The organism is Stenotrophomonas sp. JC08 (assembly GCF_052180205.1).
GTDB lineage: Bacteria > Pseudomonadota > Gammaproteobacteria > Xanthomonadales > Xanthomonadaceae > Stenotrophomonas.
Genome location: NZ_CP197473.1, coordinates 2,779,726 through 2,795,561 on the forward strand (window position 1 = coordinate 2,779,726; position 15,836 = coordinate 2,795,561).

The following is a 15,836-nucleotide window of genomic DNA, read 5'->3' on the forward strand; positions in this document are numbered from 1 at the left end:
GCAATGCCATCGGCATGTCGCGCCTCGAACGCCATCTGGGCCAGCTCTGGGCCCACGAGAAAGCCAGCTACGGGCTGCGCGTGTTCATCGCGCTGGCCAGCGCCATCGCCTTCGGCTGGTACCACGGCCAGATCCAGGCCATTCCCAGCCTGTTCCTGGGCATCATCGCCAGCGCCATTGCCGAAACCGATGACAACTGGTGGGGCCGCACCCGCTCGGTACTGCTGTCATTGCTGTGCTTCACCATTGCCGCCGCCGCGGTGGTGGCGTTGTTTCCGTATCCGCTCGCCTTCATCGCCACACTGGCGCTGGCCGCCTTCGGGCTGACCCTGCTCGGTGCGCTGGGCGAGCGCTACGCGTCCATCGGCCAGGCTACCGTGACGCTGTGGATGTACGCGGCGATCGCCCTGGACCAGCATCAGGGCGGCGACCGCCAGCAGCTGCTGTACGACCTGCTGATGCTGCTGGCCGGCGCGGCCTGGTACGGCCTGTTGTCGATCCTGTGGACGGCGATGTTCGCCAACCGGCCGGTACGCGAGCGGCTGGCGCGGCTGTTCTTCGAGCTGGGCCACTACCTGCAGCTCAAGGCCGACCTGTTCGAACCGGTACGGCATGGCAACCTGCAGCAGCGGCAACTGGCGCTGGCCGAGCAGAACGTGCGCGTGGTGCAGGCGCTGAACATCGCCAAGACCGCCATCATCAGCCGCTTCGGCCGCTCCGGCCGACCGGGGGTGCAGTCGGGCCTATATTTCCGCCTGTACTACATGGCGCAGGATTTCCACGAGCGCGCCAGCTCCTCGCACTACCCCTACGAGGCGCTGGCCGAAGCCTTCTTCCACAGCGACGTGCTGTACCGCTGCCGGCGCCTGCTGTCGCTGCAGGGCAAGGCCTGCCAGGCGCTGGGCGAGGCGATCCGCCTGCGCCAGCCCTTCGACTATGGCGAGCGCACGCGGGTCGCCGGACAGGACCTGCAGTCCTCGCTGCACTACCTGCGCAGGCAGCACAATCCGCAGTGGGCGCGGCTGCTCGGTTCGCTGCAACTGCTCACCACCAACCTGTCCAGCATCGAACGGCAGCTGTCCGAAGCCACGCTGGCCGACACCCCGCTGGAAGGCATCGACACCCGCCTGCGCGATTCCTCGCCGCACACCCTGCGCGAGATGGCCACGCGCCTGCGGCAGGCGCTCACGCCGGGGTCACTGCTGTTCCGTCACGGCGTGCGCATCGCACTGGCACTGACCGCCGGCTACGCGGTGCTCACGTTGATGCATGCGGAGAACGGCTACTGGATCCTGCTGACCATCCTGTTCGTGTGCCGCCCGCATTTCGGTGCCACCCGGCGCCGGCTGGTGGAGCGCATCGCCGGCACGCTGGCCGGCCTCGGTGTGACCTGGGCACTGATGCAGCTGTTCCCCGGCATCGGGCTGCAGCTGCTGCTGGCGCTGGCCGCGGCACTGGTGTTCTTCTTCAGCCGCACCGACCGCTACCTGCTCGCCACCGCTGCGATCACGGTGATGGCGCTGCTGTGCTTCAACCTGCTGGGCGATGGCTTCGTACTGATCTGGCCACGCCTGCTCGACACCCTGATCGGTTGCGCGATCGCCGCCATCGCCTCGCTGCTGGTGCTGCCCGACTGGGAAGGCCGGCGCCTGCACAAGGTGATGGCGCAGGTGGTGACCGCCGCTGCGGCCTATCTTGATGAAGTACTGGGCCAGTACCGCAGCGGCATGCGCGACGACCTGCCCTATCGCATCGCCCGGCGCGACATGCACAACACCGATGTCGCCCTGTCGGTGGCCCTGTCCAACATGCTGCGCGAGCCCGGCTACGCGCGCGGCAACCTCGATGCCGGCTTCCGTTTTCTGGCCCTGTCCAACACCCTGCTCGGCTACCTGTCGGCGCTGGGTGCACACCGCGCGCAGGCCAGTGTGGTCGGCGAGGATCCGCTGATCGAGCAGGGCGTGCAGCTGCTGCGGCAATCGCTGGCGCAACTGGCCACCGCACTGGCCCAGCGGCAGCCCGCACCGCCCCAGGAAGATGAAATCGCCGTGGCCGATGCGCTGGAACAGCTGCCCGAGGACAGCGACGAGAAATCGGGGCTGGTGCGTACCCAGCTGGCGTTGATGCTGCGTCTGCTGCCCAGGCTGCGCGCGGTGGCGGCCGAGGCGATCACCCCCGTCAACAGTGCACCGCGGCCATCACCGGCACCGGCCTGAGATCGCCACGTCCCACGTAGTCCATCGCCGTCGCCATCCTGCCGCTGCCGCTCTGCTAATGTGCCGCGCAGACCAAGGAGTCCCGATGTCCGGCCACAGCCAGTTCTCATTGCTGAAGCAGCGACGCTTCCTGCCATTTTTCATTGTCCAGGCGCTGGGCGCGTTCAACGACAACATCTACCGGCAGGCAATCATCGGCCTGCTGTTCTATCTGGGCGTCAGCACCGAAGAACGCACGCTCTACACCAATCTGGCACCGGCACTGTTCATCCTGCCGTACTTCCTGTTCTCGGCGCTGGCCGGGCAGATCGCCGAGAAGCTGGAAAAGCAGCGCCTGATCGTGATCACCACGACGATGGAGATCGTGATCATGTCGCTGGCCGCCATCGGCTTCCTTACCCTGAGCCTGCCGGTGCTGCTGGTGGCACTGTTCTGCACCGGCCTGCAATCCACCCTGTTCGGCCCGGTGAAATATTCGGTGCTGCCCTCGATCCTCAAGCCGGAGGAGTTGACCGGCGGCAACGGGCTGGTGGAAATGGGCACATCGATCTCGATCCTCACCGGCATGATCGCCGGCGGCACGATCTTCGTGCTGGCCGGCAGCAACGGCCCGATCGTCGCGGCGACCGCGATCATCGTCCTGTCGCTGGCCGGCAATCTCGCCGCACGCATGATTCCCACCGTCGATGCCGGTGCACCGGAACTGAAGATCAACTGGAACCCGCTGCGCGAATCGCTGGCGGTGCTGCGCATGGCGAAAAAGCAGAAGGCCGTACGCAACGCCATCCTCGGCGTGTCGTGGTTCTGGTTCTTCGGCACCATCCTCACCTCGCAGCTGCCCACCTACGCCGAGGTGAATCTGGGCGGCGGCTCGACGCTGTATATCTTCGCGCTGGCGCTGTTCTCGCTGGGTACCGGCACCGGCTCGCTGCTGTGCGAAAAGCTGTCCGGGCGCATCGTCGAGATCGGGCTGGTGCCGCTGGGCGCATTCGGCATGAGCGCGTTCCTGCTGGACCTGTACTTCGCCCGCAGCGGCACGGTGACGGTCAGCGGCCTGGATGTGCTCGGCTTCCTGCAGCAGCCCGGCAGCGTGCGCATCGTCATCGACCTGCTCGGCATCGGCCTGTTCACCGGCTTCTTCGTGGTGCCACTGTTCGCACTGATCCAGAGCCGCTCGCCGAAGTCGGAGATGTCGCGCGTATTCGCCGCGCTCAACATCCAGAACTCCGGCTTCATCGTGCTCGCCGCCGGCCTCGGCCTGCTGACCCAGAGTGTGCTGGACTGGAGCGTGCCGCAGCTGTTCCTCGCGCTGGCCATCACCAACGCGCTGGTGGCGCTGTACATCTTCAGCATCGTCCCCGAATTCCTGATGCGCTTCCTCAGCTGGCTGATGGTGCACACGCTGTACCGGCTGCGGGTGCACGGCGTGGAAGACAACGTGCCCGACGACGGCCCGGCGCTGATCGTCTGCAACCATGTCAGCTACATGGACGCATTGATCCTTGCAGCGACCATCCCGCGGCCGGTACGTTTCGTCATGTACTACCGGATCTTCAACATCCCGGTGATGCGCTGGATCTTCACCACCGCCAAGGCGATCCCGATCGCCAGCCCACGCGAGGATGCCGCGCTGATGCAGCGTGCCTTCGACGAGGTCGATGCGGCGCTGGCCGAAGGCGAGCTGGTGTGCATCTTCCCGGAAGGCGCACTGACCCGCGATGGCGGGATCGCGCCATTCAAGTCCGGCGTGGAAAAGATCCTGGCACGACGCCCGGTGCCGGTGGTGCCGATGGCGCTCAAGGGGATGTGGTCGAGCATGTGGAGCCGGCGCGACACCCGGCTGGGGCGGATGCGCGTCCCGCGTCGCTTCCGCGCACATATTCAGATCATCGCGGCACCCGCTTTGGATGGCACCGACACCGATGCCGCCCGGCTGGAGACATCGGTTCGCGCCTTGCGCGGTGATGACGCCTGAGGCGCAAGTCACGCTTTCCAGATGCAGGGCAACTGGCTACGCTAGCGGCCTTGCGCATCGCAGGGGAAATGCGAGGCAACCGATACGCGCCGGGGATCCATGGACAACACCACACCACCATTGCCAGCGGTACCGCCACCGCCTGCCCAGCAGCAGGTGCACCACTACTACCACCCGCACAAATCCGGTGGCGTGGCCGCATTGCTGGAGGTGCTGCCCGGACTGTTCCAGGTGTTCGGCATCGGCCATATGTACGCTGGCAATGTCGCCACCGGCCTGATCATCATGTTCGGCTACTGGGCGATCGCCTTCGTCAACTTCCTGCTGTGCTTTGTCTTCATCGGCTTCATCACCTGGCCACTGTGCTGGATCGCCACCATGATCATCTCGCCGCTGACCGCGGCCAATGCCTGCAAGTCACGCTGACCGACGCTTTCAACCGGAGATATCAATGAACACCGCAACCTCCAGCAGCAACATTCCCAATCACCTCGCCTGGTCGATCATCGCCACCGTGCTGGCTACCTGCCTGTGCTGCCCGCTGGGGCTGCTGGGCATCGTCGGCATCGTGTTCTCTTCCAAGGTGAATTCGTTGCTGGCGCAGGGCGATATCGACGGCGCCCGCCGTGCATCCGACAGCGCCAAGACCTGGTGCTGGGTAACCACCGCACTGGCCATCATCGGCCTGCTGATCAATATCGTGATGTTCGCCACCGGCGGCATGGCCGAATACATGCAGATGATGCAGCAGCTCCAGTAAGCGCGTGACGCTGGCCCTGAAAACCAGCCACAGACTGCTGCTGGCCGGCACCGCGCTCGCGGTTCCGGCCGGCGTCTGGCTGCTCTGGAAATTCGATCCAAATGCCGCGGGAAACCCGTTCCCGCCGTGCATGTTCTATGCCTTCACCGGCCATTACTGCATCGGCTGCGGCCTGACCCGCGCCCTGCATGCACTGGTGCACGGCGATATCGCCCGCGCCTTCTCGTTGAACCCGGTCGGGCTGGTCACGCTGGCACTGGTTCCGCTGATGGCGCTGTGGTCGGCAGGCTGGCAACCACGCTGGCTGCAGCCTCTGATGCGATGGGTGATGGAACCAAAGTTCTGGCTGATCCTGCTGCCGTCCTACTGGATCGCCCGCAATCTGCCCTGGTATCCGCTCACGCTGCTGGCACCGGTCTGAGCGAGTCGCTCCAGCGACGTTGACCACCAGCATCGATCCACGGCGGGAGACACCCTCATCCGCCTCATCCCTCTCTACCAAACCAGCGTAATGCGGATCATCTGCGGCCCGTCCCTGCTGCGTCGGACAGGCAAACAGCGCACCAGAAGATATGAAAGCCGGCGGCTCGGGCTCATGCGTGGACTGCCCCCCAGACCGGCACATATCGCTCTGGCGAAACGGGCACCCAACGGACACCAGCAGGAATTGCGGGCAACCGCTTCACGGCAAGCAACATGTGCGAGAAAGCATAGTTGTACCCCGGCCTGAAAGCATAACCTGGCCAAACACATAAAATTTCATGTGTTTCAATGGGTTGCTGCACTTCAGGCCGGCACCGCTGAACAAGCTCTGTACCTTGCGGCAGCTGGGCCAGGCCCATACGGTACCGGATGCAAAATTATGCATTCGGCCATAACGATGCATAAGCGAACCGCCCTCCAATGCGAGCGCCGACGGACCTGCGGCCGGCTTGCCGGCCTTCTGCCACGCCCCCCGGCATCAGCCGGGGGAGTTTCATTGTCGGAAGCTCTGGGCCATTGTGGGGAGTTCTGGGCGCAGGAGTCGTCCTGTCAGCCGCACCGGATCGAAGCTGAAGACATGTTCCGACGGCGCATCGTGACATTTCCCTACAAGGCGCCCCGGAAACTCCCTGCCCCCATCCCCTAGGTCCACCTCTGCCGAGCAAACCGGGCATGTGCCCCAGTGGCGCACGACCGAGAAGATGCGTCGGCGGTCCGGCGTCTTTCCTTCCGGCATGGTCCTCAGCTGCCCGTAGAGCTCGCCGAACGCGAGGTACTGGGCGGTGGCCAAGGTGACCCGCTGCTCCGGCAGTCGGCGCACCGGCCCAGTCGCCCACCAAAGACACCACGACAGAACAGCGGTGATGCTCAGCACGGCGAACTCGTCGGTCGTCACCGGCCGGGGCGTTGCCCAGCGCGTGTAGAGCGCCCACCACATGAGGGCGATGATCAGGAAGTTCAGGACCGCAGATCCCATCAGGATCCAGCCGCGCCACGACGCAACCGGGAACGGCTTGCTGCCGAGCATGAGGCGAAGCCACAGCGCCGGCCGGGCAGGATCAATGCGGTAGACGATCTCGCTCCGAGGTTCCAGTCCGCCCGGATCCTCGTCCAGTTCCACGGCGGGATCCCGGTCCACCTGCTGGAAGCTGATGCGATAGCGCGTCGGGATGCTACGTCCACCCCCTGACAGGACTTCCAGCACGGGGACCAGCTCTGCGCCCTCGTCCTCCAACCGCTGCCGCAGGGGCTGCTGCCGAGCCTGCCACCATTTCCGAACAACGCCACTCCGCAGCGGCGCGACCTCGGACGACCGGGGTGCCTCCTCCTGCCGCCAGATCTCGGCCAAGGCGCCCGATTCCATCGCGGGCAGCGGCTGTCCGCTGCGCAGGGCCTCCTGGGTGGTCGTGACCAGCGTCTTGAGCAGGTGCCCCGGGCGGCTCGCGCTCCCCTCGCCATCGAGCCATTTGAGTGCAATTGCCAGCGCAGAAAGCTGCGCAATCGTGTTTTCGTCAGGTTTTGAGCTGTTTCCGTCCACGGCTGCCGATCAATTTGAGCTTTCCCCAACCCCGAGGAAAGCACATGGAGAGCATGCCGTTCCACCCTCAGCCGCAGCCCGATACCGCCTGCGAGTCTCCGAACCGCAATGGCCTGCGGGTCCCCTTTGGTCTCCGTAACGGCCGGGTCTGGGCGCCGCGGGAAGTCGCTCCGGGCCTTGCCTGCGGCTGTGTCTGCCCGGCCTGCCATCAGCCGCTGATCGCCAAAGCCATCACCAGCACCAAGCGCGTCCCCCATTTCGCCCATGCGGTCGAGGTGGCCTGCGAGACCGGGGCCGAGTCCGGCATCCATATGCGGGCCAAGCAGGTGATCGCCGACCGGATGCGCGTCGCGCTGCCGGCCTGGGGCGGCAATCTGCTCGACCGGCCCAATCCGCCCACCGGGCGCGACAACCTGCGCCGCCCCTACGAGGGGCGCCGGATCGACATCCCGGGTAGCGACGCCCCCTTGCTGGAGGTCCACCAAGAGTTCGTGATGGACGGCTTCATCCCCGACGTGCATGCCTTCGACGCCGACGGCGAGTTGCTGATCGAGATCCGCTACACCCATGCCGTCGACGACCAGAAGGAGGAGCGCGTCCGCGCCGGCGGGTACCGGATGTTCGAGATCGACCTGTCCGGCATGGACCGGGACACTCCCCACGACCCCGACGCCTTCGAGCGGCTGGTCCTGGACGAGCCCGCCAACCGCGCCTGGATCTGCTTCCCTGGCGCGGAAGCCGCCTGGGCCGAGTCCAAGCGCCTGCTGGACGAGCGGATTGAAGAGATCAACCGGCAGATCGAGGAAGATGCCCGGCGCGAGCAGCGGGAGGCCCGGCAGCGGCTTGAGGCGCTCCAGGCCGAGGCCAAGGACAAGGAGGGGCGCAGAGCGTACATGCGGCAGAAGCTCAGAACGCGGCACCTACCGGCGCTGGCTGAGTTGCCCGGTCGCGTCTCACCCGACCGGATCGCCAGCTTCACCGCCGATCTGGAAGCCCAAGCCGCCGACAGGATCGCCGAATTGCGTGAGGGGTTGCCGTCCGCGCTGGACCGGCTGTGCATGAAGCCGGACGAGGACGACTGGATCTACGGCGTCGCCCCCGCACTGTGGCGCCTCTGCCTGCTCCGCCACTACGTCCAGCGCCGCGAGCCGGGTGACCGGATCAACAACCGCGACGTCTTCCAGTGGATCAAGAGCAGCTTCCCGATCGACAGGGACCTCTACGGCCTATTCATTGCCCAATACGGCGCTCGACGCGAGGCCCGCGAAGCCGGCTACCGGAAGCGCACGCTCGATTTCTGGGCCTTCACCGAGGAGGAGAACGGCTTGATCCCGAACTTCTACCTGCCGGTGAACCGCTTCATCGAACGCCTGGCCTGGCTTCACGTGCTAAAGCCAGTCCCCGGAGAGCTGGGGGGCTACGAAGTCGCTTCGCCCCCGGAACACGGGATGTTTCCTGACGCCGAAGTGGCCCCTGACTGAGGAAATTCCACAGCACCGGATCCTGCATCCAAGCCGTCTTACCAAGCCGGAGCGCGCCAGTCGCACAAAATGGTGCGACTGTCTCGCCCGCTGCGACGGGCTCCACTACACTGTCTTTTCGCCGCCTTGAGGCCGAATTTTCAGGCGTTGCCCGCCTCGTCCGAGGCAGCGACCGGCCGGCGAAAGTCTGGGGGAGTTTGCTGCACTGTCGTTCCTCCGATTCGCTGCGCAAGAACCGGAGCCCGTGCCGCAAGATGAACGCCGTAGAGATTGAGCAAGCCCTCTCCGACCTCGCCCTCCAGCCCTTTGATGGGACCGAGTTCCCCTTCCAGTTCTTGGCTGCCTTCGGCAACAAGGCGGTCACCATCGACCGCCTGCGCAAGGGCAACACCAACCATTCCGACGTGCCCGGCGGGGTGCTGCAGCGCAGCCATATCCACATCGCTGTGGCCGAGCCCGGGCAAGTCGGGCAGACCCTCGCCGCGCTGAAGGCCAGCCCCGGCACCGCCAAGGCAAAGGCCAAATTCGTCCTGGCCACCGACGGCACTACCCTGGAGGCCGAGGACCTGGCCACCGGGGACGCCATCGCCGCCGACTACCCCCAGTTCCCCGACCACTTCGGCTTCTTCCTGCCGCTGGCCGGCATCTCCACCATCAAGGAGATCAAAGACAACCCCATCGACGTGCGCGCCACCGGGCGCCTGAACAAGCTGTACGTCGAACTGCTAAACGAAAACCCCGAGTGGGCCTCCGCCGAGCGGCGCCCGGACATGAACAAGTTCATGGCCCGGCTGGTGTTCTGCTTCTTCGCCGAGGACACCGACATCTTCCCCGGCACCACCCTGTTCACCACCACCGTCGACCGCATGACCGAGCGCGACGGCGGCAACGTGCATGAGGTGCTGGAAACCGTCTTCCGCGCCATGAACGTCAAGACCCAGGAGCGCGCCGCCGCCGGCCTGCCGCGCTGGGCCATCGAGTTCCCCTACGTCAACGGCGGGCTGTTCTCAGGCAGCACCGAGGTGCCGAAGTTCACCCGTACCGCCCGCGCCTACCTTTACCAGGCCGGACAACTGGACTGGAAGGAGATCAACCCCGACATCTTCGGCTCGATGATCCAGGCCGTGGCCGACGACGAGGAGCGCGGCGCCCTGGGCATGCACTACACCAGCGTGCCCAACATCCTGAAGGTGCTCAACCCCCTGTTCCTGGACGACCTGCGGGCGCAACTGGAAGCGGCCGGCGATAACAAGATCAAGCTGCTGAACCTGCGTAAGCGGATGGCACGAATCCGCGTGTTCGACCCCGCCTGCGGCAGCGGCAACTTTCTCGTCATCGCCTACAAGCAGATGCGTGAGATCGAAGCCGAGATCAACCGGCGGCGCGACGAGACCGATCTGGCCTCCGAAATCCCGATCAACAACTTCCGCGGGATCGAGCTTCGCGACTTCCCGGCTGAGATTGCGCGGCTGGCGCTGATCATCGCCGAGTTCCAGTGCGATGTGCTGTATCGCGGGCAGAAGGAGGCACTGAAAGATGTGCTGCCGCTGGACAGCCAAAACTGGATCACGTGCGGAAATGCCCTGCGACTGGACTGGCTGGCCGTGTGCCCACCTACTGGTACAGGTGTGAAGTTGGTTGGCGACGACCTCTTCAACACGCCACTGGACCAAGCTGAAATCGACTTCGAGAACGAAGGGGGCGAGACGTATATCTGCGGCAATCCGCCGTACAAGGGCAGTCAGACCCAGTCCAAAGAACAGAAAGCTGACTTGGCTGTCGTGTTCGACCCTTACGGCATATCGTCGAAGCAGATTGACTATGTGGGCGGTTGGTTCATGAAGGCCGCCGCCTATGCAAAAGCCACCAAGGCTGATTCGGCCTTCGTCAGCACGAACTCCGTTTGCCAAGGCCGGATCGTGCCGCTCCTTTGGCCGGTGATCTTCAAGGCCGGTTCGTTTATTAGCTTTGCGCACACGTCATTCAAGTGGGCGAACTTGGCTGCGCACAATGCCGGTGTGACAGTTGCCATCGTCGGCCTTTCGTCGGACACAAGCAAGAATCGCACGCTCTACGATTTGAACATTGAAGGTGAAACCACGGTGCGCGAAGCGGCGAACATCACGCCGTATCTGACCATTGGCGAGAATATGGTTGTCGAAGGACAGCGAAAAAGCATATCTGGGTTGCCGGACATGTCTTTCGGGAACATGCCCATCGATGGGGGGAATCTTCTGCTTTCGGCGGATGAAGCTACCTCCTTGAATCTGAGCAAGCGGGACGAAGAAACCTTTGTACGTCGCATTTACGGCTCACAGGAATTCATACGCGGGCAGGTTCGCAAGTGTTTGTGGATTGTCAATGAAGAATTGGAGCGAGCACAGGAGATCGGCGCGATCCGTGCGCGCATTGAAGGCGTGCGAGCCATGCGAATGGCCAGTAAAGATGCTGGCACGCGGGAGATGGCAGCGCGGGCGCACCAGTTCCGTGAAATGTACTGTGGCCAGCGGCACACGCTCATCTTGCCTGGTGTTTCATCTGAGGGGCGAGAATATTTGCCCGTCGGGTTGATTGACAGCCATTCTGTCGTCAGCAACCTTGCCTTCGCCCTATACGACGCGCCGCTCTGGAACATGGCGCTCATAGCCTCCCGCCTACACAAGGTTTGGGTTTCGACAGTTTGCGGCCAACTGGAGACGCGTATTCGCTACTCGAACACCATTGGCTGGAACGCTTTCCCGGTTCCTGCACTCACCGAACAGAACAAGGCTGACCTGACAGCGTGCGCTCAAGAGATCCTGCTGGCCCGTGAAAGCCACTTTCCGGCCACCCTCGCAGACCTGTACGACGCGGAAGCCATGCCGGACGATCTGCGCCGAGCGCACGAGAGGAACGACGAGGTGCTGGAACGCATCTACATCGGTCGCAAGTTCAAGAACGACACCGAGCGGCTGGAAAAGCTGTTCGACCTCTACACCAAGATGACGGCGAGCCCAGCCAAGCCGAAGAAGGGGAAGGCGAAATGACATCGGAAGGAACGAAGGCGATCCCGTCGGTTTCGATCGCGACCGCCCGCACAGGCGCGTCCAGCAAGCTCAACGAACTGGGCATGCGCCCCATGCAGGAGCGCGCCTACGCCAAGCGAGGCGAGCAGTACCTGCTGATCAAGTCGCCGCCGGCCTCGGGCAAGTCCCGCGCCTTGATGTTCATTGCCTTGGACAAGCTGCATAACCAGGGCATGAAGCAGGCCCTCATCGTGGTCCCGGAGAAGTCCATCGGCGGCAGCTTTGCCGATGAACCGCTGACCGAGCACGGGTTCTGGGCAGACTGGATCGTGCAGCCGCAGTGGAACCTGTGCAACGCCCCCGGCGACGATGAAGAGCGGGTCGACAGAAGCAAGGTGCGAGCTGTCGGCCGCTTCCTGGAAAGCGAAGACAAGGTGCTGGTCTGCACCCACGCCACCTTCCGCTTCGCCGTGGAGGAGTACGGCATCGCCGCCTTCAATGACCGGCTGATTGCCGTGGACGAGTTCCATCACGTCAGCGCCAATCCGGACAACGTGCTGGGCCGCCAGCTCACCCAGCTTATTGCTGCCGAGTCGGTTCACATCGTGGCGATGACCGGCTCCTACTTCCGCGGCGACTCGGCCGCCGTGCTGGCGCCGCAGGACGAGAACCGCTTCGAGATGGTGAGCTACACCTACTACGAGCAGTTGAACGGCTATACGTGGCTGAAGTCGCTGGAGATCGGCTACTACTTCTACACGGGCCGGTATCTGGACGCGATCACCAAGGTGCTCGACCCGGCCCTCAAGACCATCGTCCACATCCCGAACGTGAACTCCCGCGAGAGCCTGCAGGACAAGTACCGGGAGGTGGAGGAGATCATGGAGGCCCTGGGCACCTGGAAGGGTGTCGATGGGGCGACCGGCTTCCACCTGGTCGAGCGGGCGGATGGAACTGTGCTGAAGGTCGCCGACCTGGTCGACGACAGTGACGCCACCCGGCGCTCGAAGGTGCTCGGTGCGCTGAAGGACCCGGCGCAGAAGAACAACCGCGACCATGTGGACATCATCATCGCACTGGGTATGGCCAAGGAAGGGTTCGACTGGATCTGGTGCGAGCACGCCCTGACCATCGGCTATCGCAGCAGCCTGACCGAGATCGTCCAGATCATCGGTCGCGCCACCCGCGATGCACCAGGCAAGGAGCGGTCCCGCTTCACCAACTTGATTGCCGAGCCGGCCGCGGGCGAGGCGGAGGTGGTGGCCGCGGTGAACGACACCCTGAAAGCCATCGCCGCCAGCCTCCTGATGGAACAGGTGCTGGCCCCGCGCTTCGAGTTCACGCCCAAGGACCAGGGCAAGCTGGAAGGCTTCGAGTACGAGGGTGGCTATGTGGAGGGCGGCAACAATGTCGGCGTCAATGCCGCCACCGGGCAGGTGCATGTGGAGGTCGGCGGCCTGAGCATGCCGGAGTCGCAGGAAGCCACCCGGATCTGCAAGGAAGACCTCAACGAAGTCATCACCGCCTTCGTCCAGGACAAGACTGCGCTGGAGCAGGGCCTGTTCAACGACCAGACCCTGCCGGAGGAGCTCACCCAGGTACAGATGGGCAAGATCGTGCGCGATCGCTACCCGGATCTGAGCGACGCCGATCAGGAAGCCGTGCGCCAGCACGCCATCGCCGCCCTCAACATCACCCAGCAGGCCAAGCAGGCGCTGGCCGTGGCCGAGGAGAAGGGCGAGTACGCCAATACCGCGCTGATTGACGGGGTGCGCAAGTTCATCAACGTCCGCGACCTGGACATCGACCTGATCGACCGGATCAATCCGTTCGAGGCGGCGTACTCCGTGCTCGCCCGGGCCATGGACGAGAAGGTGCTGCGCCAGGTGCAGGCCAGTATCTCTGCCAAGCGGGTGAAGATTCCCATCGACGAGGCACGCAACCTGGCCCGCCGTGCGCTCGCCTTCAAGACCGAGAAGGGTCGCTTGCCCGACATCAATGCGGCCGACCCTTGGGAGAAGCGCATGGCCGAGGGCGTCGCCGCCCTCGCCCGCTACCGGGCGGAGGACAAGGCCCGGGAGGCTGGCGCAAATGTCTGATCTGGACGACGACGGCCTGCTGGACGCGCTGGGCGTTGAGGTCGCACCGGTCAAGGCTGCGGCCTACACCCGGCTGGAGGAGCGACTGATCGCGGGCTTCGAGGACATCCTGCGCTTCGTGGAGGCCAACGGCCGTGCGCCGCAGCATGGCGAGGACCGCGACATCTTCGAACGCCTGTATGCCGTGCGCCTGGACCGCCTGCGCGGCATGAGCGATGCGCGAGAGCTGCTGGCGCCGATGGATCCGGCAGGCTTGCTTGACGCCTCCGAATCGGCCGCGCCAGTCGATGCCGATGCGCTGGACGACGAAGCTCTGCTGGCAGAGCTGGGCGCCGATGAGCCGGCAGGTGAGGATGACATCACCCTGTTGCGCCATGTTCCCAGCCACGCCGAGCGCAAGGCGGCCGAGGAGATTGCCAATCGGACCCGCTGCGAGGACTTTGACAAGTTCAAGCCGCTGTTCGAGCGCGTGGAGCAGGAACTCAATGAGGGGCAGCGCAAGGCGCTGCGTTTCGGCCGGGATGCCAGCATCGACCTGGGCAACTTCTTCATCCTGGATGGGCAGATCGCCTATGTAGCCGAGGTGGGGGAGCGCACGCGCACGCCGAATGGAGAATCGAACGCTCGCCTGCGGGTGATCTTCTCCAATGAAACCGAGAGCAACTTGCTGGAGCGGTCCCTGCAGCGGGCCCTCTACAAGGACGAAACCGGTCGGCGGATTACCGATTCGGCGACTGGTCCGCTGTTCGGCGATGCGATGGAGCCGGACGACATCGTCTCCGGGACCATCTACGTGCTGCGTAGCAAGTCGACCGTGCCCTACATCGCCGAACACCGCGAACTGATCCACAAGATCGGCGTCACCGGCGGCAAGGTGGAAGCGCGGATCGCAAATGCAGCGAAGGACGCGACCTACCTGCTGGCAGACGTGGAAGTGGTCGCCACCTACAAGCTGTCCAACATCAACCGAACCAAGCTGGAGAACCTGTTCCACCGGATCTTCGGCCCGGCCCAGATCGATCTGACCATCGATGACCGCTTCGGCAACCCGGTGAAACCGCGCGAATGGTTCCTGGTGCCCCTGCCGGTGATCGACGAGGCGGTCAGCCGGATCAGGGATGGTTCGATTATCCAGTACGTATACGACCCGAAGGAGGCGTCGCTGGTGAGGGGAAAGCAGTGATGGTTGACCGCCCGGAGGCGATATGAGCGAGACCACGATTTGGGGAATCCATGCCGGGAAGACCGGCAATGCGGACGCGCTGTTCAAGCAACGCGGGTGCGTCGCCATCGGCTGGGCCAGGATGGGCGACCTGGCCGCGATTCCAGGCAACCGTGAGGCCTTCAAGAAGAAGTACGAGCTGGCCTATCCCGAGGCCAAGCCCGGGGCCATTCCCACGGCGTCCGGCGTCTCCTTCCGCTTTGTCCACGAGATGAAGCCCGGTGATCTTGTGGTCTACCCATCCAAAATGGACAAGCAGGTGCACATCGGTCGAATTACCGGCGAGTACACCCACGACCCATCGCAGGAGGCTAGCTATCCGCAACGTCGTGCTGTGGCATGGCTCAAGAGCGTCCCGCGCACGCGGTTCTCGCAGGGCGCCCTGTATGAGATCGGCTCGGCCCTGAGCATGTTCCAGATCAAGACCTATGCCGACGAATTCCGTGCGGTGGTGGAAGGCAAGGCAGTTACCGCGCCGGTTCCGGTGACCGACGATCACACCATCGCCGCGGTGGCCGACGAGATCGAAGAGAACACGCGGGACTTCATCATCAAGCGGCTGTCACAGGAGACCAAGGGCCTGCCGCTTGAGTCCTTCATTGTCCACCTGATGCAGTGCATGGGGTATCACGCACGCCTGACACGGAAGAACGAGCCCAGCGTGGACGTGATCGCCCACAAGGATCGGCTTGGAATCGAGCCGCCGATCATCAAGATCCAGGTCAAGAGCGGTGAAGGTACCGTGCAGGATCGAGACGTTTCCGCGCTTTACGGCAAGCTGTCGGCGGGTGAGTACGGCTTGTTCATCACCCTGTCGACCTTCAGCCCCGCGTGCCTGAACTTCGAGGCGGGCAAGCCCAACCTGCGGCTGATTGATGGCGACGAACTCGTTAGGCTAATCCTCGACCATTACGAATCTTTCGACTCCCAGCACAAGGGGCTGCTGCCGTTGCAGCGGGTGTACGTGCCGCTACCAATCGAGACAGATGGTTAGTGTCGCCCGGGGTCGATACAGGGAACGGCTTTGAGTCGGAGTTGCATTGCCCTTTAGGGGGAGA

11 protein-coding genes are annotated in these 15,836 nt (G+C 64.2%); 10 read left to right on the forward strand and 1 reads right to left on the reverse strand.

The features are described from left to right. The first annotated feature begins 8 nt into the window (after positions 1 to 8). From yccS to ACSBPQ_RS12755, 5 genes are all read left to right on the forward strand, one after another. Entirely contained in the window at positions 9 to 2,216 is a 2,208-nt protein-coding gene (gene yccS, locus ACSBPQ_RS12735) for a YccS family putative transporter (RefSeq protein ID WP_442684589.1), read from the forward strand. 85 nt (positions 2,217 to 2,301) lie between these two features. Then, entirely contained in the window at positions 2,302 to 4,191 is a 1,890-nt protein-coding gene (locus tag ACSBPQ_RS12740; RefSeq protein WP_442682500.1) for an MFS transporter, read from the forward strand. Between the two features lie 99 nt (positions 4,192 to 4,290). Continuing rightward, the gene (locus ACSBPQ_RS12745) at positions 4,291 to 4,617 is read left to right on the forward strand and encodes a hypothetical protein (RefSeq protein WP_442682501.1); all 327 of its coding nucleotides are present in this window, start codon (positions 4,291 to 4,293) and stop codon (positions 4,615 to 4,617) included. A 25-nt stretch (positions 4,618 to 4,642) separates the two neighbouring features. After that, positions 4,643 to 4,951 carry a CD225/dispanin family protein gene (locus ACSBPQ_RS12750; RefSeq protein WP_442682502.1) on the forward strand — a complete coding sequence of 103 codons (309 nt, stop codon included), beginning with the start codon at positions 4,643 to 4,645 and terminating at the stop codon, positions 4,949 to 4,951. A 10-nt stretch (positions 4,952 to 4,961) separates the two neighbouring features. Beyond that, on the forward strand, positions 4,962 to 5,372 hold the full coding sequence (locus ACSBPQ_RS12755) for a DUF2752 domain-containing protein (RefSeq protein WP_442684590.1): 411 nt from the start codon (positions 4,962 to 4,964) through the stop codon (positions 5,370 to 5,372). Between the two features lie 555 nt (positions 5,373 to 5,927). On the opposite strand, the gene ACSBPQ_RS12760 is transcribed toward ACSBPQ_RS12755, so the two are convergent. Next, the gene (locus tag ACSBPQ_RS12760; protein WP_442682503.1) at positions 5,928 to 6,971 is read right to left on the reverse strand and encodes a hypothetical protein; all 1,044 of its coding nucleotides are present in this window, start codon (positions 6,969 to 6,971) and stop codon (positions 5,928 to 5,930) included. Between the two features lie 44 nt (positions 6,972 to 7,015). Between ACSBPQ_RS12760 and ACSBPQ_RS12765 the strand changes: the two genes are divergently transcribed. The 5 genes from ACSBPQ_RS12765 (at position 7,016) to ACSBPQ_RS12785 (ending at position 15,772) form a co-directional block, all read left to right on the forward strand. Then, positions 7,016 to 8,452, forward strand: coding sequence for a hypothetical protein (locus ACSBPQ_RS12765; RefSeq protein WP_442682504.1), 1,437 nt, complete (start codon positions 7,016 to 7,018; stop codon positions 8,450 to 8,452). 254 nt (positions 8,453 to 8,706) lie between these two features. Continuing rightward, positions 8,707 to 11,478 carry a class I SAM-dependent DNA methyltransferase gene (locus tag ACSBPQ_RS12770; protein WP_442682505.1) on the forward strand — a complete coding sequence of 924 codons (2,772 nt, stop codon included), beginning with the start codon at positions 8,707 to 8,709 and terminating at the stop codon, positions 11,476 to 11,478. After that, on the forward strand, positions 11,475 to 13,556 hold the full coding sequence (locus tag ACSBPQ_RS12775) for a DEAD/DEAH box helicase (protein ID WP_442682506.1): 2,082 nt from the start codon (positions 11,475 to 11,477) through the stop codon (positions 13,554 to 13,556). Before ACSBPQ_RS12770 ends, ACSBPQ_RS12775 begins: the two co-directional genes overlap by 4 nt. Then, positions 13,549 to 14,739, forward strand: coding sequence for a GIY-YIG nuclease family protein (locus tag ACSBPQ_RS12780; protein ID WP_442682507.1), 1,191 nt, complete (start codon positions 13,549 to 13,551; stop codon positions 14,737 to 14,739). Before ACSBPQ_RS12775 ends, ACSBPQ_RS12780 begins: the two co-directional genes overlap by 8 nt. Positions 14,740 to 14,761: 22 nt before the next feature. Further along, positions 14,762 to 15,772 carry a restriction endonuclease gene (locus tag ACSBPQ_RS12785; protein ID WP_442682508.1) on the forward strand — a complete coding sequence of 337 codons (1,011 nt, stop codon included), beginning with the start codon at positions 14,762 to 14,764 and terminating at the stop codon, positions 15,770 to 15,772. The last annotated feature ends 64 nt before the right edge of the window (positions 15,773 to 15,836 follow it).

Excerpts from the sequence above, each read along its gene's own strand:
- ACSBPQ_RS12775 (WP_442682506.1), top strand. The coding sequence starts at position 11,475 with ATGACATCGGAAGGAACGAAGGCGATCCCGTCGGTTTCGATCGCGACC.
- ACSBPQ_RS12770 (WP_442682505.1), top strand. The coding sequence starts at position 8,707 with ATGAACGCCGTAGAGATTGAGCAAGCCCTCTCCGACCTCGCCCTCCAG.
- ACSBPQ_RS12785 (WP_442682508.1), top strand. The coding sequence starts at position 14,762 with ATGAGCGAGACCACGATTTGGGGAATCCATGCCGGGAAGACCGGCAAT.
- ACSBPQ_RS12765 (WP_442682504.1), top strand. The coding sequence starts at position 7,016 with ATGGAGAGCATGCCGTTCCACCCTCAGCCGCAGCCCGATACCGCCTGC.
- ACSBPQ_RS12740 (WP_442682500.1), top strand. The coding sequence starts at position 2,302 with ATGTCCGGCCACAGCCAGTTCTCATTGCTGAAGCAGCGACGCTTCCTG.
- ACSBPQ_RS12780 (WP_442682507.1), top strand. The coding sequence starts at position 13,549 with ATGTCTGATCTGGACGACGACGGCCTGCTGGACGCGCTGGGCGTTGAG.
- ACSBPQ_RS12745 (WP_442682501.1), top strand. The coding sequence starts at position 4,291 with ATGGACAACACCACACCACCATTGCCAGCGGTACCGCCACCGCCTGCC.
- ACSBPQ_RS12750 (WP_442682502.1), top strand. The coding sequence starts at position 4,643 with ATGAACACCGCAACCTCCAGCAGCAACATTCCCAATCACCTCGCCTGG.